Consider the following 19,915-nt stretch of genomic DNA (forward strand, 5'->3'; position numbering starts at 1 on the left):
CAACGATTTATTGCATAATTAGTTATTTTTTTGTTCTTTATCAATTAAAATCCACCTAATTGTTGTGCGATACTAAAAGTAAAGTTTTGCTTTCCTCCATCTGCAACTCCAGGAATCCTGTCGAATGCATGTCCGTAATCGATACCCAATAAACCAAATATCGGTAAAAAGATACGTGCACCTACACCAACTGATCTCCTCACGTTAAAAGGATTAAAATCGCCGAACCTGTTCCAGGTGTTACCCGCCTCAGCAAAGGCTAAAACAAATGCTGTTGCTTGCTGACTAGCAATTACCGGATAACGTGCCTCTAATACATATTTAGTATAAATCGGGCTACCAGACTGCTGTGCAATGCTCGGATCAGAACCATTTGGAATAACCGTGTTATTTGCATAACCACGCATGGCGATTAACTCAGAACCCTGTAAGAAATCGAATCCCTGCATACCATCACCACCCAGTTTAAAACGCTCGAATGCTGATTGGCCTACTGCTTTGTTGTATGATCCTAAGAAACCAAATTGGGCCTGTGCTTTTACCACTAAGTTACCTGCAACACGTTGGTACCATTGCGAATCGAATTTCCATTTATGGTATTCTGTAAAGCGATATTTTTCCCTGTCAGATGCAGTTGCATAATTCACCTTGTTAAACAATGAATATGGCGGCGTTGCCTGAATAGTGAAACGTAAAAACGAACCAGATTTAGGGAAGATCGGCGAATCTCTTGAATCGCGGCTAATCTCTTGTGATAAACTTAAGTTATAAGATGTACCTGTGTTAAATAAATATCCGGTATAGTTATTTAAGATATACTGTTGCAAACTCACCGCGTGGGTTAACTGGAAATAGTTATCCGGCCAGTTTAATCTTCTACCCAAACTAACGGTTACACCATTTAAACGGATTTTTTGAAAAGCAGCATCTCCATTGCTTAAACCGTTTGATTGTAGCGAGGTAAATGCACTTACACCAAAACTTACCGGTTTCTCGCCACCAAACCAAGGTTGTGAGAATGAGAAACTATATGATTGGTAATATTTACCGTTGGTTTGTCCACGTAAACTTAATTTCTGCCCATCTCCTTTTGGAAGTGGCTTATAAGCTTTTAAGTTAAACAGGTTACGTAAAGAGAAGTTGTTGAAGGTTAAGCCCAATGTACCAATGATACGGCCACCACCAAAACCACCTGATAACTCAATCTGATCTGAAGGTTTTTCTTCTACAGCATATTCAATATCTACAGTACCATCTGCCGGATTAGGGCGAGGAGTTGGAACTGTTTTAGACTCATCAAAGTTACCCAACTGACCAATCTCACGGATGGTACGGATTAAATCACTTTTGTTAAATTTTTGTCCCGGTTTGGTACGGATCTCACGCAAAACCACTTTATCATTGGTAATGGTGTTACCTTTTAAAGTAATGCGGTTGTTGGTGTACTGTGGACCTTCGTACATACGTAATTCAACATCAACAGTATCGCCATAAATTTTGGTCTGTACCGGATCGATGTTAAAAGTTAAGTATCCGTTATCGGTATACATACTGTTAATGTCGCCGCCGTTTTCGCCACCACCATTTAATTTCTTGTTTAATCTTTCTTCACTAAAAACATCACCTTTTTCGATGGTTAATACTTTCTTTAGGATACTGTCCGGGTAAATGGCATTACCAGCCCAGGTGATATTACCGAAATAATATTTTTTACCTTCATAAAGGTCCATCCTGATGTTAACCTTCTTTTTATTGTATTGGTAAATGGTATCTTTTAATAATTCAGCATCGCGGTAACCTTTTTCATGCATTTTAGCAATCATTTTTACCTTGTTCTCTTCATATTTCTCTTTTGAGAATTTTCCGGAACCATAAAAGCGCCACCAGGTAAACTGTTTAGGGTTTTTAAGGTATTTTCTGAGTTTTGCTGCTTTAAAGTCTTTATTTCCCGTAAAATCGATGTGTTGTACCTTAACACGGTGACCTTTATCAATATAAGCCTCTAAAACCACACTGTTTTCTGCATTTGGATCTTTACGGGTTTTATAGTCGATCTGAGTAAAGAAATAACCTTTATCCAACAGGTATTTTTTAACAATAGCTGAAGTAGTATTGTATAAATTGTCGTTTACGATTTTACCGGTTTTATCATTCAGTTTTTCCTGAATGGCCGTTTTTTCAGATTTACGGATACCTTTTAAATCGATAGAGCTTAAACGTGGACGTTCTACTACTTCTATCTCAAAATAAACTGAATCCTGAACAAATTTCTGGATATTAAGTTTAACATCATCAAACAATCCCTGCGCCCAAAGCGTTTTAATTGCGTCAGAAGTTGCTTCGCCAGGAAGAACGATTTTATCGCCCTTGGTTAATTTAGATAGTGTAATTAATACTTCTTTATCTAAATATTGGGTTCCTGTTACTGTGGTACCACCGATGATGTATTCTTTTGGACTAAAATAATCGAGATCTAAGCCACCAACCTTTAAAGAAGGGGTTGCCGGTGCCTGACCTTGTGGACGTACTTGAGCGAAGGCCGGAGCGGCTAAAACTAGTAGAATTAAAACTTGAAATATTCTTTTCATTAAAATAATTTGTTCAGTAATGGCCACGAAGGTAACAATGTTTTATAAAGCAAAATTTTCTTTATTGTGTTTCCCTTATTATGGTTTCATTTATCGTATAAAAGTGGTGCTAAGTTAGTTTAAACGCTTGTTAAAAAGTGTTAAAAGAAAAATTAGTTTAATTGTTCACTAATTTTGCCAAAACGGCGTTCGCGTTTTTGGTAGTCTACAATAGCCTCGAAAAGATCCTCACGTCTGAAATCCGGCCATAAAACATCGGTAAAATAAAACTCCGTATAAGCCATTTGCCAAAGCAGATAATTGCTGATGCGGTGCTCCCCGCTGGTCCTGATCATTAACTCCGGATCGGGTATATTTACAGTAGTCAGTTTTGACGAAAACAGGTCTTCATCAATATCATCTAACGATATGGTATTATCTTTTACAGCTGATGCAATTTTTTTGGCTGCCTCTATAATTTCCCACTTTGCACTATAACTTAATGCCAGTGTTAGTGTACATTTCTCATTATGGGCTGTTTTTTCCATGGCTTCTTTCAAATCATCGATACACTCTTGCGGTAAAGATGCAATGTTGCCAATCGCATTAAGCTTAATGTTGTTTTTATTAAGTGTTTCGGTTTCTTTATTGATGGTAGAGATGAGAATCTGCATCAAAGCATCTACCTCTTCTTTAGGCCGGTTCCAGTTTTCGGTAGAAAAAGCATATAAAGTTAAATACTCAATACCCACTTCCACACAGCCTTCTACAATGTCTTTCACAGAAAGTACACCTTGTTCATGGCCGAAAACCCGCACTTTACCTTGGCCTTTTGCCCATCTTCCATTACCGTCCATGATTACGGCAATGTGCTTTGGCAGGCGGCTATAGTCTATTTGTTCTTTAAATCCCATTAATTATGTCAAAATCAGCTTAAAAGGAATAGCATTTTGAGGATACAAAGGTAAAAGATATGCCAACACTAACAAATAGATAAGTGTCCCTTTTTCGAAAATCGCCTCTTTGTGTCCCTGGCTGTCCAATTTGATAGCGTGAAGGATCGGATAAATTAACCTGATTTTGGCCATTTCCAACAAATACGGGATTAACCGGATAACGGCCGCTCACATCATCAATATAATCGGTAGAAGGTGTTCTGTAGCCCAGTTCGGTAAAAATGCTCCAGGTATCTTTATAGTTATACCTTAAGCCCAGGCCATAAGGAATGGTTAAAACGGCATTTTTATATCCATTTTCCTGTCCTTCGGTGGCCAGGCGGTCTAACCGGTACCGCTCACCATTTACTTTTACAGTTGGTTTAAATACCAGTAAACCCACCCCGGTAAAGAGGTATGGTGTAAACTGACGCGTTCCGCCACCAAGGTTGAAATTAAAAAAATTAAAATCTACCAGTCCGCTAAATTCGTTCAGTGAAGTTCTAAAACGCAGGTTTCTTTCGCGGAACTGCTCATTGCTGGAATAGGAATCGTCGGCTTTTACCTCTCCATAGGTATAGTTTAAACGAACACCAATGTATTGGTTAAAATTCCGCTTTAAATAAGCCCCGCCAGATAAACCACTGATATATAAAGGATTATTTTGATTGAGATCACCAATATAACCTGCCCCACCAGCCATTATACCAACTTCCCAGGAGGGTTCGCCTATAGGTGCACGCTGTGCATGGACAAGCTGCCCGCTAAAGATGAAAAAGAGGATAATTAATAGCTGTTTGCCTGGCGTCATACTTAGTAGTTACGGGTATCAATGCCCCATAATAATTTATTCCTTAACGTGTTTAAGTACGTTTCATTGTTAAGTCGGATCAGATTTATGCAAAAATCGGCTTTTTTAATGCTGATTTTAACCGAACGCTCTACGGTTACCGTGCGGCTATCGCAGGAAACGAGGAATTTCGATTCCCTGGCTTCTACCTCAAAAGAGAGTGTATTGCCGTCAGGAACCACTACCGGCCTAACATTTAAATTATGTGGTGCAATGGGCGTAATTACAAAGTTTTTGGAGTCAGGATAAATAATTGGTCCGCCACAGCTCAGTGAATAAGCTGTAGATCCTGTTGGAGTGGCAATAATTAATCCATCGGCCCAGTAAGAGTTGATAAACTCGCCGTTCATCGAGGCGTGGATAATCATCATGGCCGAATTATCGCGACGGTGAATGGTGATATCATTCAAGGCAAAGTTTTCTTCGCCAAACAAACCATTATCCGATTCTAAGGTTAACAGCGAACGGGAATCTAATGTATATTCTCCATTGCTTAAAGCCTTTAATGCCTGTCCGATTTCATTTTTATTGATACTGGCAAGAAAGCCCAAACGGCCGAAATTGATCCCGATTACGGGTATGCCCGAATTGCGGATCAATGATAATGTATCCAGTAACGTTCCATCACCACCCAGGCTCAACAATACATCAGCATGGTCTTTAAGTTCGGCATGGTTATGAAAAATGATTGTATTTGAAGGCAGTTTTATTTTACCGTGAAGGGATGTTTTAAATTTAGAGTATAAAACGGGCTGGATACTTTGCTCTGCTAAATGATCAAAAACCTCCTGTACATAGGGCAAAACCGTATCATTAAAATCTCTCCCGTAAATTGCAATCCTCATAAAGTAGGTTTATACATTTAAATAATTCATGAAAGAATCGTAACGCTCCTGCGACCCATCATCAATCTGTGTGTTATTGTATACTTCTTTTACCAGGTAATCATACCTTTCGAAAGAAGCTACCAATGAAGTAATTTCTGTCTTATTTACTTTGAGCGTTACTTCTAAACGTGTAGAATCTTCGAATGAATTGACGTAAGAAGAGAGAACCTGTGCATTATCGGCCTCAACAATCTGGGCAATGTGCGCAAGTGAATTATCGCGGTTGCTGATTTCCAGAACAATAATTCCACCGGGTTCGTTTACGGCATATTGTTCTGCTACGGCATTAACCATATTATTGATGGAAATTAAACCTAAGTAATTTTTCTGTTGATCAAGCACAGGAACAGCAGTAAGTTTTAACTGGCTCAATAACCTGATTACATCATAAGTATGTGCATTGTTCAACACAAAAACATTAAGTGTATTTACGGCAGCATCGCTTAAAAGGGTATCGTGGTCAGGAATGTTCAATAAATCATCTTCCGCAACTAAACCCAACAAAGTAACCTCGTTAACAACAGGCAAATGCTTTAATTTAAAATCGTTCATACGATCTAAAGCTTTTTGCACCGTGTCAGCGGTTTTCAATGATGGAATTGCATCTGATATGATTTCTGCAGCAAACATTATTTCAATAATATTCTATCTAAAAATTTATCTAAAAAGGTATTAAATTCTTCGGGATGTTCCATCATAGGTGCGTGCCCGCATTTATCTACCCAATTCAATTCAGAATTTGGCAACAACTGGTGAAATTCTTCTGCCACTTCCGGTGGGGTAACTTTATCGTTCTTTCCCCAGATCAGTGATACCGGGATGGTAATTTTCGACAGTTCTTTGGACATGTTGTGTCGGATTGCCGATTTAGCCATGGTTAAAATCCTGATTACCCTAGACCTATCGTTAACCGTTTTAAATACGTCGTCAACCAGTTCTTTGGTTGCCGTTGCCGGATCGTAAAAAGTAAATTCAACTTTTTCTTTAATATAATCGTAACTCTCCCTGCGTGGAAAAGAACCACCAAAAGCATTTTCATATAAGCCCGAACTTCCGGTGAGTACCAGGGCTTTAACAAACTCCTGATGCGCAACGGTGAATACCAGGCCTACATGGCCGCCAAGCGAGTTACCTACAAGTACCACCTGGTTTAAATTTTTATATTTTAAAAAACGGTGAAGGTACCTTGACAGGGCCTTTACACCAAGGGTTAAAATCGGTAAATCGTAAATGGGTAAAATCGGGATAATTACACGATATCGATCTTTAAAGTGTTCGATAACGAGTTCCCAGTTGCTTAGTTCGCCCATAAGGCCATGCAGCAATACCAGTGTCTCGCCTGTTCCAGCTTCGATGTATTTAAATCCGTCTTCTTCTATTATCGGGTAAGTCATATATATTCTAGATGGTATTGTGCTACTAAGTTAGTAGAGTAAAATTAAATTTATGCATTTCTATGCCATTTTTCTGAAATAAAATCGAAAACGGTATAAAAACTTTGTTTGTAATGCGTATAGCGCTAAGCGGTTGGCGATAAATTAGCCTTAAACCCTATACCTCCCTACCTTTTACCTTATTTAGGCCAGTTTTTCTTTAACAATCTCGGCAATTAATTTACCATCGGCTTTACCAGCCAGTTCCTTATTTGCCAGGCCCACAACCTTCCCCATATCCTTAACCGATGTAGCGCCAGATTGTTTGATTACGGTTTCGATAATTGCGGCAACCTCTGCCCTATCCAACTGTTTAGGCAGGAATCTGCTAATGACTGCGATCTCCTCTTCTTCAACCTGGTATAAATCTTCGCGGTTTTGCTGTTTGTAAATATCAGCAGATTCGCGACGTTGTTTAATCAGTTTCTGAAGGATTTTGATTTCAGTTTCTTCTGTAATTTCTTCAGCTGAACCTTTTTCTGTTTTAGCCAAAAGTAAAGCGGCTTTAATTGCCCTTAAACCTCTTAATGTTGCCTGGTCTTTAGCCAACATGGCTGTTTTCATTTCCTGATTTATAGTATCTGATATCATTTTTTTATTGGTTAATTTGTTAATCGTTGAAAGCGGTTAATTGTACTGATTGATGGTTTATAGTTAAATGGTTGATGGCCAAAATGTTTAATTATTATAAGGTAATCAACAGTTAACCAGTTTATCCAATTTAAACAATTAACCTTTATTCACTATAGTAGCTGTTGCCTGTGCGGTTGGCATAATCAGCATATCATTAATATTTACATGTTTTGGCCTGCTCACTACGTACCAGATGGCATCGGCGATATCATCAGCAATTAAAGGTTCGAAATTTTCGTACACCTTTTTTGCACGTTCTTCGTCGCCTTTAAAACGCACCACCGAAAATTCGGTTTCTACCATACCCGGGTTAATTGCGGTAACTTTTATTCCGTGTGACAACAAATCAATACGCATGCCTTTTGTTAAAGCATCAACAGCATGTTTACTGGCACAATATACGTTTCCGTTTGGATAAACTTCTTTACCTGCAATAGAACCGATGTTGATGATATGACCTGATTGGTTTGGGATCATCCAGTTGGAAACAATTTTGGTTACGTAAAGCAAACCTTTTACATTGGTATCGATCATGGTATCCCAATCGTTTGTATCTCCTTTATCAATTGGATCCAAACCCTGGCTTAAACCAGCGTTGTTGATTAACACATCTACCTTTTTCCATTCGTCAGGCAAAATTGCTAAAGCGGAAGTAAGGTTATCTTTATCACGTACATCGGCAATAACCTGTTTTATGGTGATGGCATATTTATCTGCGAGGTGGTGGGCAATTTTAGCCAAACGGTCTTCCCTACGGGCCAATAACACTAAATTATAACCTTGTTGGGCAAATGTATGTGCACAGGCTTCGCCAATACCAGAAGTTGCACCTGTAATTAATGCGATTTTAGACATGTTTATGAATTTTAAGTCGTGGTAAACCAAAGCTAACACCTTTTAAAGTGTACCTACATCAACAAAGGTAAGTTTTTTTGGATTGTAAGCTTATTGAAAAATTAAACTGAATGTTAATTGACGTAATTTCAACTTATCTATCGGATTAGCATAAACGGTATCGTCATGCTGGAGCAGATCACCTTTAGAATATGACAGCTTAATTTCGGGAGACATTTTAAAATATTCAAAATAAATATCAAAGCCGATGCCCGTCTCGTAAGACAGGTAATTACGCTGATTTTTTAAAAATTTATTTACCGGACTTTCACCTTCATCGAAGGTTTTCTTCTTTGAGGCAATATCAATAGAGTATTTTGCACCACCAAGCCAATAAGCCCTGAAATTGTTCAACCTGTTAGATTTTACCTTTATCCCTAAAGGAAATTCGAACATGGTAGCCTGCACTTTCCGCTCAACCAGCGATTGAAAATTTTTGGTCTGCCCGTTACCCAGATCAATTGACGCCATTGGCTCATATTCGTAACTGACTACCCTATCACTAAATATAAGTGAAGGAGTTGCACGGATATCAAAGTTATCTGATATCATCCTGTTCATTACAAAGCCCAGTCCGAAACCCTGCGACGGCGTACTGTAAATTGCATTTAACCTTGAAGTTACGGGAATGCCCGAGTTGGGATCGTAAGATACACCTAACGAATTTGGCACCTCGTAAAAAGGTTCACGCCAATTCTGTTTTTTAAGGATTTTATATTCAGCAGAGATATATTGAAAATTAAAACCAAAACTCCAGTCTTCATCATCTATGCCACCGCCCCAGTTTTGGGCAAAAGCAGTTGTAGATGCAGCGAAGAGTGAAAGAATGAGGCTTAATTTTTTGATCATTTGGTCCCTACGTATATCGAACTTATTCCAAACGTTAAAATTCTTTGTTTGGTACTTTTGAAACCTATTTTTTCCATCAGGCCAGTAAAATCTTCTCCATCAGGGAAAGCCGCAACCGATTCTGGCAGATAGGTATAAGCCCTATGGTCTTTAGAAAACAGTTTCCCAAAGAAAGGTGTTACCTGTTTAAAATAGAAGCTATATAGTTGTTTTACCGGAAATACCTTTGGTTTAGAAAACTCTAATATTACCATTTTACCATTTGGTTTTAGCACGCGGTACATATCGGTTAAACCTTTTTCGAGGTTTTCGAAATTACGAACACCATAAGCACAGGTAATGGCATCAAAAGTATCATCCTCGAAATGCAAACCTTCCGAATCGCCCACCTGAACGGTAAAAGTTTCGTTTAAGTTACGCTCATTGATCTTCTTTTTGGCTACATCAAGCATGCCCTCAGAAATATCTACACCGATTACCTTTTCTGGATGAAGTTTTTTTATGGCTTCAAAAGCAAAATCGCCTGTTCCTGTAGCTACATCAAGCATAATCCGGGGTTGGATGGAAACCAGTTCTTTAATCGCTTTCTTACGCCACAATACATCGATGCCTAAAGAAAGGAAATGATTTAAAAAATCGTAGGTGCCCGAAATGTTATTAAACATGGTTGCAACCTGCTCTTTTTTAGTTGCATCTTCTACTTGGTATGGAGTGATATTCTGATTCATGATATGAGGCAAAGATAGATAAAAGAGTTTGCAGTTGGGAGTTTTGAGTTTGCAGTTTAGCGATCGTCTTAAACTTTACGAATCGCTGACGACGGTAGGTTTTCAACTCCAAACGCCCAACTCTCAACTCAAAACTAATTCTTACCTTTGCGCTATGATTATCAAAACGGCAACATTTGTTTGCAGCAACACCCAAATCTCGGCCCTGCCGGCGCCATTAATGCCCGAATATGCATTTATTGGCCGCTCTAACGTGGGTAAATCTTCACTGATCAATATGTTGGTTAATCAGCATGGATTGGCTAAAACTTCTCAGCGACCAGGAAAAACCCAGTTAATTAATCACTTTCTGATTAATGAGAAATGGTACATTGTCGATTTACCCGGTTATGGTTATGCCAAGGTTTCGAAAACAAGCAGAGAAAAATGGGAAAAATTTATCCGCGCTTACATTACCAAAAGAGAAAGCTTACAGTGCGTTTTCGTTTTAATTGATAGCCGTTTAGAGCCACAGGGAATAGACATTGAATTTTGCTACTGGTTAGGCGAAAAACAGATTCCTTTTTCATTAATTTTTACCAAAGCCGATAAACAAGGGATGACCACCACCCAGAAAAATGTTGCGGCCTTTAAGAAAAAATTAGGGGAGTTTTTTGAAGAGATCCCGGCTACCTTTATTACTTCTGCCGAAAAGGGCAACGGAAAAGACGAGGTTTTAAATTTCATCTATGAAGTGAATAAAGATTTCGTAGTGCCGACAGATTATAAAAAGTTTTAGGTGGTTTATTAGTTCATTAGTCAATAGTTCATAGTCCATGGCCCACAAGCGATTGCTTAAAGTTGATAGTTCATGGTTTAGTTGTTGATACATAAATTAATTTTAAGACTGATTTTTCTTTGAACTATTAAACTATGAACGATCAAACCATTGACCCAACTAACACAATTAACCAGTTAACCGATTTGTACAGTTAACCTTTCTAATAAATGAAAAAATACTTTTCACTCGTATTATTCGCTCACTCTGTTTTTGCGCTTCCATTTGCCATGATTGGCTTCTTTTTAGGTGTAACGACTACCGAAAATCCATTTTCATGGTATAAACTGATTTTGGTTTTGCTATGTATGGTTTTTGCCCGTAACTCTGCTATGGCTTTTAACCGTTATCTGGATCGGAATATCGATGCTAAAAATCCGCGCACTAAGATGCGTGACATTCCTGCTGGTAAAGTTTCGGCTAATGAAGCCCTGATTTTCGTCATTGCCAACTGTGTGTTTTTCGCCATTACCACTTATTTTATTAATCCGCTTTGCTTCTATTTATCACCGGTTGCGTTGTTTGTAGTTTTATTTTACAGCTACACTAAACGTTTTACAGCACTATGCCATTTGGTATTAGGCTTAGGACTTGCCTTAGCTCCAATTGGTGCCTATATTGCTGTAACCGGACATTTTGCCTTGGTTCCTGTACTATATTCATTAACTGTACTTTTCTGGGTAAGTGGATTTGACATTATTTATGCTTTACAGGATGAAGAATTTGACCGCGAAGAGAATTTACACTCCATTCCATCTGCACTTGGCATTAAAAATGCTTTAAATGTTTCGGTGCTGCTACATGTATTATCTGCCACCTGTGTAATTTTACCAGTGTTTTTCACATCTTTCAGCTGGGTTTATTACGTAGGTATTGTGTTTTTCTGTTCGATGTTGATTTATCAGCACTTACTGGTTAAACCAAACGATATCAGCAAAGTAAACAGGGCCTTTCAAACCTTAAACGGTTATGCATCGGTGGTATTTGCTGTATGCTTTTTAATTGATGCGTATTTGAGACATAAATAATAAATGAGAGAATGAGTGAGTTTTGAATGAGAGAATGGCAAACATTCACTCAATCATTCATTCTCAAATTCAATAATTACAAAAATGATAACAAAGAAACCCAGAACATATATCCCACAGGAATTAACCATTACCTGGGAAAATTTAGAACCCCTTTTTACTGAATTACAGCACCGCGAAATAAACAATGCTGCTGAACTGGAGCAATGGTTAAAAGACCGTTCCGAGCTGGAGGCTGCTCTGGAAGAAGATTTTGCCTGGAGATACATTAAAATGAGCTGCGATACGGCTAATGAAGAACTGGTTAAGAACTTTCAATATTTTGCTACAGAAATAGAACCGAAAATTTCTCCACTTGGCAACGAACTGAATAAAAAGTTTGTGGAAAGTCCGTTTATGGAAGATCTTGACAAAGAGAAATATTTCGTTTACAGTCGTGCAATAAAAAAAGCCCTTGAGCTTTACCGCGATGAAAACATTGAACTATTCACCGAGTTGCAGGTAAAACAACAGAAATATCAAGGTACTACCGGAGCAATGAGTGTGCAGATTAACGGACAGGAATATACTTTGGAGCAGGCATCTATCTTTATTAAAGATTTAAATCGCGAGGTACGCGAAAATGCCTGGAAAACCATCCAGCAACGTCGTTTAATTGACAAAGATGACTTGAACATCCTTTTTGATGAACTGATTAAACTACGTAACCAGGTTGCATTAAATGCAGGTTTCGAAAACTACCGCGATTATATGTTTCAGGCTTTGGGCCGTTTCGATTATACGCCTCAGGATTGTTATGATTTTGCCAATGCAATTGAAAAAGAAATTGTTCCGATATTAAAAGAACAGGCCGAAAAACGCCGCGAATCTTTAGGTTTAGAAGTGTTAAAACCTTGGGATTTAGAAGTAAGCGTAAGTGGTAAGCCAGCTTTAAAACCGTTTAACAATGGCGAAGAACTGATTGATAAAAGTATTGCCTGTTTTAATGCCATTGATGAAAAATTAGGGGCAAAACTGGCTACCATGAAAGCTAACAACCTATTTGATGTAGAAAGCAGAAAAGGAAAGGCACCAGGTGGTTACAATTATCCCTTGGCCGAAACCGGAGCACCATTTATATTTATGAACTCGGCAAACTCGCTCCGCGATTTAACCACAATGGTTCATGAAGGTGGTCATGCTATACACACTTTTTTAACGGCTAATTTAGAGCTGAACGATTTTAAACATTGCCCATCTGAAGTAGCTGAGCTTGCTTCAATGAGCATGGAGTTAATCTCTATGGATAACTGGGATGTTTATTTCGACAATGAAGAAGATTTAAATCGCGCCAAAAAAGAACAATTGGCAGATGTGTTAAAAACATTGCCCTGGGTTGCCGTAATTGATCAGTTTCAGCACTGGATTTACACCAACCCTAACCACACCGCTGCCGACCGCGAAGAAACTTTTAAGCAGATTTATAACCGTTTTGGAGCTGGTTTTGCCGATTGGACAGATTTAGAACAGCAATTTGGCAACGGATGGCAGAAACAACTTCATTTATTCGAAGTTCCATTTTACTATGTCGAGTATGCAATTGCGCAATTAGGTGCCATTGCCGTTTGGAAAAACTATAAAGAAAACCCAGAAAAAGCGCTGGAACAATATCTCGCAGCACTTTCTTTAGGCTACACTAAACCAATGAACGAAATATATGAAACCGCGGGGATCAAATTTGATTTCAGTGCTGAATATGTAAAAGAACTGGCAGGTTTTGTGAAATCGGAATTGGAGAAATTGGGTTAAGGAAAGGTAGAAGGTTTGAAGGTGGAGGGCTGGAAGGTTTTCACCTCGTTTTACATCATACGGGTCGTGGCGTTTCGCCACGACTTTTTTGTTTTTATGAACCACAGATAAAAAGGATGAACACAGATTAATACTAGTTCTGGTTTTAGCGTCCCGCTAAGACCCTGTACTTTTTTTGCCACTGAAACACAGAGAATACGGAAACCTTTACGCTTCGACTCCGCTCAGCGTAACCAATCGAGTGGGATTCAACTAAAGCGATCGCTATTGTACTAAACCCTGAACTTTAGAAAAGACCAATGAACAAATGGCCAATGAACCATTGATTTTTCTGCCACGGAAATACAGAGAACACAGAAACTTTAAATACGCTTCGACTCCGCTCAGCGCGACCAATTGAGTGGGATTCAACTAAAGCGATCGCTATTGTACTAAACCCTGAACTTTGGAAAAGACCAATGAACAAATGGCCAATGAACCATTGAACCAACTGTAAAAAAATGTTAATTGGGTTAAACATTGTTAAAAACCACTGTTTAATGCACCTAATGATTTAGTTTCGTTTCAATTCCTAATCAGATAAAAGGAAAACTAATCATCAGATCCCTAATTAACAATGAAAATATTCGCTCCATATTTTACGCTCTCTCTATTATTTTGGAATACCGTTTCTGCACAGCATACAAAAATCCGCATTACAGGTATGGTGGTTACCAAAAACGGAATTAAGGTTTTAGCTAACCTTAAATTCACCAGCCTGAAAGATACCTCGTTTGTTAAAATAGTTAGCACCGATAAAGAAGGCAATTATGTATTGGAAGGATTTCCGCAAGGTAAGTTCAAAGTCGTGGTTAATGCAGTGGGTTATAAAATGGTTGAAGAAACTTTTCAGTCATTTGCAGGCAAAACCAATATGGATTTAAGTTTTAACCTCGAAGCTGAGGTAAAAGAACTCGAAAGCGTTGTGGTTGCTGGTCGTATAGCATTAATTGAAAGGCATAACGATAAAACGGTAATGAATGTAGAAAACAGCATTGTTGCAACCGGCAATACAGCGCTCGAAATCCTTGCTAAAATGCCAGGCGTAACCGTTAATCAGGATGGGATCATTAGTATAAAAGGAAAATCAGGCGTAAATGTGCTGATTGATGGAAAATCGACATATTTATCAGCAGAACAACTGGCTACAAGGCTGCGATCGTTAAACAGTAATGAAATTAAAACGATTGAACTGATGACCAACCCATCTTCCAGATATGATGCCGAAGGGAATGCAGGGATACTCAATATCAAGTTAAAAAAGAATACCAGTTACGGCACAAATGGAAGTATAGATCTGGGCTTTGGATACGGAAAAAACGCGAAAAGCGATGCCGGGATCTCCATCAACCACCGGGATAAAAATGTCAATATTTTTGGCAGTTTTGCAAATAATAACAATAAAGCAAACGAAGACCTCGATATTTTAAGGATAGCAAAAGGCGCTGATCAGGATACTTATTTCCATCAATATAACACACAAATCAGATCTACACACAACAACAATTACAAAGCGGGCATCGATTATTTCATTAATGAGAAAAATACTTTGGGTTTCTTAACTACAGGTTATTTTAATAATGGCCACGACTTATCAAACGGAGGTACGGCTATCGGGCAAAATTTCACGAAAGTCGATTCTTCGATCATTGCCGATAATCCTGCAAAAAACAAATACCGCAACCAGGCCTATAATCTCAATTATAAAAGTGTTTTGGATACGCTCGGCCAGGAATTTTCTATCGATTTAGATTATGCAAAATACCACAGTGAAGAAAATACCCTTTACCAAAACTTCTTTTTTGATCAAACCGGTTCAAACTATAAATCGCCCGCCATTTTCAGGAATGCCACACCTTCATTTATCAAAATTAAGGCTGCAAAAATTGATTATACATTGCCTTTAAACGCTACCACAAAATTAGATTTAGGGTTAAAAAGCAGCTGGGTAAGTACAGATAACGATTTTCAATTCGAAAACCTTATTGGAACAGATTGGAAGAACGACGTAAACAGCAGTAACCATTTTATTTACGACGAAAATATCAACTCAGCATATACCACATTAAAACACGAATTTAAATCAACCAGTATTGAAATCGGTTTAAGAATGGAGCAGACCAACTCAAAAGGCAATTCTATTAATGATAATAAGATTGTGAAACGCAGTTATTTTGATTTTTTCCCAAGTTTTAGCGTCAATCAAACCTTAAATCCGAATCATGAAATCGGTTTTTCTTATAGCAGAAGAATTGATCGCCCCGATTATAAATCGCTTAATCCATTTGTATATTTTGTTGATCTCTATACTTTTAGCCAGGGCAACCCTTTTCTTAATCCACAGTACACCAATGCTTTTCAGCTTTCTTATAATTATAAAAAGACATTGAATATTTCGCTGGGTTACAGCATTACCAATAACCTTATTATCGATGTGTTATTACCCGAAAACGAGAAGAAAACACTTTACCAGACCGTCCAGAACCTGGATAAACAATATGCTTATGATTTAACGATCGGCTACCCTACTACGATTACAAAATTCTGGAGCATGGACAATACGCTTACCAGTACCTACAATCAGATCAAAACATCAAACTTAGAAAATGGTGGCTACGACAGAAAGAAAGTGAATTTCATGATTAGCAGCAATCATACTTTTACCCTTAGTCCAACAACTGCGGCAGAACTTTCGGGCGAGTATGCATCATCGCAGATTTATGGCACTTATGCCATTAAACCATATTATGGTATTGACTTCGGACTTAAAAAATCATTCTTTAATAAAAAGCTCAATGTTAAACTTGCCGTCAATGATGTACTTAATTCCAGAAAGGCAAGGATCAGCAGTGCACTTTCCGGCTTAGATTATAACCTCACCCAAAAACAGGAAACAAGGGTTTACCGCCTTAGTTTAAATTACATTTTTGGCAGTAGCAGCGTTAAGGGTACACGCGAGCGCAAAACCAGTGTAACTGATGAAGAAGGCCGGATTAAATAGTATTATGCTTCGTTTTTTTGCCTGATTCTTGAAATGACAAACATCACTAAAACCGATAAAAGGATCATAACCAAATAACTATAGCTCAGGTTACGTTCGTCTTTTGCGGGAATCAGGTTTACAACACAATAGCTTAAAAAAGAAACAATTACATAAGTAAAACCGCCAGTTAAGCCGCCTGCAATCCCTGCATTTTTAGGGAATTTACTTAAACAGAAAGTAAAGTAGTTGTTAAAGGTATAGCCTGCACCAACATGGATAATAAAAGCAAAGAAAATTAACGACCACAGGTTAGAAACGAAATTCAAACTTACGATCATTAACACTACAAAAACAACCTGTAATAACGAATTGATCATTAACCTTTTAAAGAAAGGCCTGTTAATAGTTGCCTTACCAATAAAGCCACCAACCATCCAGGCGAAACCTAAAAACAGGGAGCTGTAACCAGCAACAACCGGAGAAAAATTTAAATGATGCTCAATGATAAACGGTCCTGTCATGTTGTAAACCATTACCATACAATAGGCCAAACCCAACATTACAATACCTAAGGTAAAACTGGTAGTCTTGATCATTTCGGCATAAATGCCGGTAATTTTTTTCAATTGGAAATCGGTAAAAGTCCTTAAGGTTTCTCCACTGAATATCATCTCCAATACTGCAAAGACAAGCGCAAATCCGGCCAAAAAATAAAAGTTAGATTCCCAACCAAAAGCAGTTTGAAGATAACCGCCTATAAATGGTGCAACAATTGGTCCCGTACTCCAGATGATGGAAAACAAACTCAGGTAATGCTTTAACTGATCACCTTCAAAAAGATCAACAAAGTATGCCCTTTTTGCTACTACAATTGCCCCTACTGTTACCCCATGGATAACACGCATGAAATAAATAAGGTAAATATTATGGGTTGTGGCAATAACAATACTGGCTACAGCAAAAATCAATAATGCATAGAGGGAAATTTTATACCTGCCAAAACTATCGAGCACACTGCCAATAAAAAGCTGCGAAACTCCATAACTGATCAAAAAAATACTTAACGTAAGTTGAACCTTAACATTGCTTACCTGTATTGCACCTGCCATATCGGGTAAAGAAGGAATATAAATATCAGTGGCAAAACCTGAAATGGGAAGTAAAGCAAAAGCCAGTAAAGTAGCAATGCCCTGATTATGTGCTTTAATATATTTTATTGGGGCCGTATTTGCATTCATCATGATACTCTTATTACATTATATTCTAATCAAATAAGATTAAATACCATTGCATTCCCTTTATTGATCAAACAGCGGCAAAAATATAACTTTTAAAAAGCCTAAAATTATGCGAATCAAATAAAGGCTTATTCAAGCCAAATAATTGAAGATTTTGACTTAAAATCAATAATTATCTATTTTTTAAACACCCTTTACCCCTCAAATCATCTGTAATGAAAATTATATGCGGCTTTAAACGTTTTTAGCCAAACTTTTTATAAGTTTGAAGAAACAATCAAACAAAAGATGTTCGAAAAGCTATTCAGAAAGAAATCCATTTCCAAGATATTACAAGATGCAGCAAAAGGCTATGGCGACCATGAAAATACGTTACATAAAACACTAGGTGTTCGCGACTTAACAGCTTTTGGGATTGCAGCAATTATTGGTGCTGGTATTTTTAGTACGATAGGTAAAGCAAGTGCCGATGGCGGTCCGGCAGTAATCTTTTTGTTTATTTTTACCGCCGTTGCCTGTAGTTTTGCGGCCTTTGCTTATGCAGAATTTGCCTCAATGGTTCCCGTTTCAGGCAGTGCATATACTTATTCTTATGTTGCTTTCGGCGAACTGGTTGCCTGGATTATTGGTTGGTCGCTCATTATGGAATATTCCATTGGAAACATCACCGTAGCCATATCCTGGTCTGATTACTTTACGGGACTACTCTCCACCATAAAAATACCTTTCCTCGGCATAGATGGCATCCATGTACCCGACTGGATGACAATGGATTACCTGAGCGCTTATAACGGACATAAACACGCTGAAGCACTTTTGGCTGCAGGTAAAAACTTAGCAGCTTTAGATCCCGCTACTGCACTGGCCAATAATGCATGGCTCACTGCGCCAAAAATAGGCGATTTTCACCTTGTGGCAGACATTCCGGCTTTAGGCATTATCATTTTAATTACCTGGTTAATTTACCGAGGTATGAAAGAAAGCCGCAATGCAAGCAATGCCATGGTTGTAGTTAAATTAGCTGTAATTCTTTTGGTATTAGCTGTGGGTATATTTTATGTTGATACTAAAAACTGGGATCCATTTGCGCCGAATGGCGTTGCTGGTGTGTTAAAAGGAGTATCTGCGGTATTTTTTGCTTACATCGGTTTCGATGCTATTTCTACCACGGCAGAAGAATGTAAAAATCCTCAGCGTGATCTGCCGCGTGGTATGATGTGGGCAATTATCATCTGTACTATTCTGTATGTTGCTATTGCACTGGTTTTAACAGGTATTGTTAAATCTGACACTTTAGCTGTTGGCGATCCTTTAGCATTTGTTTTTGACCAGATTAATTTAAAATTAATGAGTGGTATTATTGCGGTGAGCGCGGTATTTGCCATGGCCAGCGTATTATTGGTTTTCCAAATGGGCCAGCCACGTATCTGGATGAGTATGAGTAGAGACGGGTTATTACCGAAATCCTTTTCGAAAATCCACCCGAAATATAAAACGCCTTCTTTTGCTACTATCGTAGTTGGTTTTGTAGTAGCTGTTCCATCACTTTTCATGAACCTTACCATCGTAACCGATCTGTGTTCTATCGGAACATTATTTGCTTTTGTACTGGTTTGCGCTGGTGTTTTGGTATTGCAGAACAGGCCTGATGTACAGCGTGGAAAGTTTAAAATTCCTTATCTAAACAGTAAATTTATTATCCCCGTTGTTTTTATCGCAACGATAGCTTTTGCATTTACAAAATATGGAAAAGAAACAAAAGCATTCTTTTTCAATTCGCCTAAAACCATTCAAACCGTAACTTTTGTTACTTCTTTGAGTGGTGAGGAACTAAAAATCGTGAAAGAAGAAATTGTTAAAAATGCAGCTCCACAAATTATATTAACGGAAAAAGTTGATGCTGAATCTTATCTGAGTGCTTTACCTGCCGATCGTTACGAACAGTTCATCTCTGCTTCAAAAGTACCGGTAGAAAAGAAATACGAAAGTGGCTGGAGCTTGTTTAAACATAAAATTCCGATGTGGATTTTCCTGATCATCTGTGTGGTAATTACTTATTATTGTATCACTAAAAACTTATCATTAATCCCTGTTTTAGGATTGATCAGCTGCTTATATATGATGTGCGAACTCGGTATCTCCAACTGGATCGGCTTCGGTATATGGCTGGTAGTTGGGCTTGTAGTTTATTTTGCTTATGGGTACAGGCATAGTAAACTGGCACATCCGGAGGTTTAAAATAGTAA

At 38.1% G+C, this 19,915-nt stretch carries 16 protein-coding genes; 5 read left to right on the plus strand and 11 right to left on the minus strand.

Going from position 1 to position 19,915, the window contains the following annotated elements; all coding sequences use genetic code 11:
- Positions 1-44: 44 nt before the first annotated feature.
- The 10 genes from bamA to ubiE all read right to left on the minus strand — a co-directional run bounded on the left by bamA (position 45) and on the right by ubiE (position 9,776).
- Positions 45-2,588: an outer membrane protein assembly factor BamA gene (gene bamA / locus H9L23_RS16265; protein ID WP_187591392.1), complete on the minus strand. Its 2,544-nt coding sequence runs from the start codon at positions 2,586-2,588 to the stop codon at positions 45-47.
- Between the two features lie 152 nt (positions 2,589-2,740).
- A complete protein-coding gene (locus H9L23_RS16270; protein WP_025145682.1) occupies positions 2,741-3,481 on the minus strand; it encodes an isoprenyl transferase in 741 nt (246 codons plus the stop codon).
- Positions 3,482-3,500: 19 nt separating this feature from the next.
- Positions 3,501-4,313, minus strand: a complete 813-nt coding sequence (porG, locus tag H9L23_RS16275) for a type IX secretion system protein PorG (protein WP_187591393.1) — start codon at positions 4,311-4,313, stop codon at positions 3,501-3,503.
- 2 nt (positions 4,314-4,315) lie between these two features.
- On the minus strand, positions 4,316-5,197 hold the full coding sequence (locus H9L23_RS16280) for an NAD kinase (RefSeq protein WP_187591394.1): 882 nt from the start codon (positions 5,195-5,197) through the stop codon (positions 4,316-4,318).
- 9 nt (positions 5,198-5,206) lie between these two features.
- The gene (locus H9L23_RS16285) at positions 5,207-5,869 is read right to left on the minus strand and encodes a CBS domain-containing protein (RefSeq protein ID WP_187591395.1); all 663 of its coding nucleotides are present in this window, start codon (positions 5,867-5,869) and stop codon (positions 5,207-5,209) included.
- Entirely contained in the window at positions 5,869-6,633 is a 765-nt protein-coding gene (locus H9L23_RS16290) for an alpha/beta fold hydrolase (protein ID WP_187591396.1), read from the minus strand. The genes H9L23_RS16285 and H9L23_RS16290 overlap by 1 nt, the downstream gene beginning before the upstream one ends.
- 183 nt (positions 6,634-6,816) lie before the next feature.
- A complete protein-coding gene (locus H9L23_RS16295) occupies positions 6,817-7,263 on the minus strand; it encodes a GatB/YqeY domain-containing protein (protein WP_187591397.1) in 447 nt (148 codons plus the stop codon).
- Between the two features lie 138 nt (positions 7,264-7,401).
- A complete protein-coding gene (locus tag H9L23_RS16300; RefSeq protein ID WP_187591398.1) occupies positions 7,402-8,160 on the minus strand; it encodes an SDR family NAD(P)-dependent oxidoreductase in 759 nt (252 codons plus the stop codon).
- Between the two features lie 90 nt (positions 8,161-8,250).
- Positions 8,251-9,048: a type IX secretion/gliding motility protein PorT/SprT gene (gene porT / locus H9L23_RS16305; protein ID WP_187591399.1), complete on the minus strand. Its 798-nt coding sequence runs from the start codon at positions 9,046-9,048 to the stop codon at positions 8,251-8,253.
- On the minus strand, positions 9,045-9,776 hold the full coding sequence (gene ubiE, locus H9L23_RS16310; protein ID WP_187591400.1) for a bifunctional demethylmenaquinone methyltransferase/2-methoxy-6-polyprenyl-1,4-benzoquinol methylase UbiE: 732 nt from the start codon (positions 9,774-9,776) through the stop codon (positions 9,045-9,047). Before ubiE ends, porT begins: the two co-directional genes overlap by 4 nt.
- Positions 9,777-9,930: 154 nt before the next feature.
- Between ubiE and yihA the strand changes: the two genes are divergently transcribed.
- From yihA to H9L23_RS16330, 4 genes are all read left to right on the plus strand, one after another.
- The gene (gene yihA, locus H9L23_RS16315; protein ID WP_025145691.1) at positions 9,931-10,554 is read left to right on the plus strand and encodes a ribosome biogenesis GTP-binding protein YihA/YsxC; all 624 of its coding nucleotides are present in this window, start codon (positions 9,931-9,933) and stop codon (positions 10,552-10,554) included.
- A 209-nt stretch (positions 10,555-10,763) separates the two neighbouring features.
- Positions 10,764-11,621, plus strand: a complete 858-nt coding sequence (locus H9L23_RS16320; protein WP_025145692.1) for a UbiA-like polyprenyltransferase — start codon at positions 10,764-10,766, stop codon at positions 11,619-11,621.
- Positions 11,622-11,705: 84 nt separating this feature from the next.
- Entirely contained in the window at positions 11,706-13,409 is a 1,704-nt protein-coding gene (locus tag H9L23_RS16325; protein WP_187591401.1) for a M3 family oligoendopeptidase, read from the plus strand.
- 616 nt (positions 13,410-14,025) lie between these two features.
- Positions 14,026-16,449 carry a TonB-dependent receptor domain-containing protein gene (locus H9L23_RS16330; protein ID WP_187591402.1) on the plus strand — a complete coding sequence of 808 codons (2,424 nt, stop codon included), beginning with the start codon at positions 14,026-14,028 and terminating at the stop codon, positions 16,447-16,449.
- Positions 16,450-16,451: 2 nt separating this feature from the next.
- On the opposite strand, the gene H9L23_RS16335 is transcribed toward H9L23_RS16330, so the two are convergent.
- Positions 16,452-17,669 (minus strand): MFS transporter, encoded by a 1,218-nt coding sequence (locus H9L23_RS16335; protein ID WP_187595507.1) that lies wholly within the window; start codon positions 17,667-17,669, stop codon positions 16,452-16,454.
- Between the two features lie 288 nt (positions 17,670-17,957).
- Here H9L23_RS16335 and H9L23_RS16340 point away from each other — a divergent pair, with 288 nt between their 5' ends.
- On the plus strand, positions 17,958-19,907 hold the full coding sequence (locus H9L23_RS16340; protein ID WP_187591403.1) for an amino acid permease: 1,950 nt from the start codon (positions 17,958-17,960) through the stop codon (positions 19,905-19,907).
- The last annotated feature ends 8 nt before the right edge of the window (positions 19,908-19,915 follow it).

The sequence above is a fragment of the Pedobacter roseus genome, assembly GCF_014395225.1.
In the GTDB taxonomy this organism is placed as follows: domain Bacteria; phylum Bacteroidota; class Bacteroidia; order Sphingobacteriales; family Sphingobacteriaceae; genus Pedobacter; species Pedobacter roseus.

Excerpts from the sequence above, each read along its gene's own strand:
- bamA (WP_187591392.1), bottom strand. The coding sequence starts at position 2,588 with ATGAAAAGAATATTTCAAGTTTTAATTCTACTAGTTTTAGCCGCTCCG.
- H9L23_RS16270 (WP_025145682.1), bottom strand. The coding sequence starts at position 3,481 with ATGGGATTTAAAGAACAAATAGACTATAGCCGCCTGCCAAAGCACATT.
- porG (WP_187591393.1), bottom strand. The coding sequence starts at position 4,313 with ATGACGCCAGGCAAACAGCTATTAATTATCCTCTTTTTCATCTTTAGC.
- H9L23_RS16280 (WP_187591394.1), bottom strand. The coding sequence starts at position 5,197 with ATGAGGATTGCAATTTACGGGAGAGATTTTAATGATACGGTTTTGCCC.
- H9L23_RS16285 (WP_187591395.1), bottom strand. The coding sequence starts at position 5,869 with ATGTTTGCTGCAGAAATCATATCAGATGCAATTCCATCATTGAAAACC.
- H9L23_RS16290 (WP_187591396.1), bottom strand. The coding sequence starts at position 6,633 with ATGACTTACCCGATAATAGAAGAAGACGGATTTAAATACATCGAAGCT.
- H9L23_RS16295 (WP_187591397.1), bottom strand. The coding sequence starts at position 7,263 with ATGATATCAGATACTATAAATCAGGAAATGAAAACAGCCATGTTGGCT.
- H9L23_RS16300 (WP_187591398.1), bottom strand. The coding sequence starts at position 8,160 with ATGTCTAAAATCGCATTAATTACAGGTGCAACTTCTGGTATTGGCGAA.
- porT (WP_187591399.1), bottom strand. The coding sequence starts at position 9,048 with ATGATCAAAAAATTAAGCCTCATTCTTTCACTCTTCGCTGCATCTACA.
- ubiE (WP_187591400.1), bottom strand. The coding sequence starts at position 9,776 with ATGAATCAGAATATCACTCCATACCAAGTAGAAGATGCAACTAAAAAA.
- yihA (WP_025145691.1), top strand. The coding sequence starts at position 9,931 with ATGATTATCAAAACGGCAACATTTGTTTGCAGCAACACCCAAATCTCG.
- H9L23_RS16320 (WP_025145692.1), top strand. The coding sequence starts at position 10,764 with ATGAAAAAATACTTTTCACTCGTATTATTCGCTCACTCTGTTTTTGCG.
- H9L23_RS16325 (WP_187591401.1), top strand. The coding sequence starts at position 11,706 with ATGATAACAAAGAAACCCAGAACATATATCCCACAGGAATTAACCATT.
- H9L23_RS16330 (WP_187591402.1), top strand. The coding sequence starts at position 14,026 with ATGAAAATATTCGCTCCATATTTTACGCTCTCTCTATTATTTTGGAAT.
- H9L23_RS16335 (WP_187595507.1), bottom strand. The coding sequence starts at position 17,669 with ATGAATGCAAATACGGCCCCAATAAAATATATTAAAGCACATAATCAG.
- H9L23_RS16340 (WP_187591403.1), top strand. The coding sequence starts at position 17,958 with ATGTTCGAAAAGCTATTCAGAAAGAAATCCATTTCCAAGATATTACAA.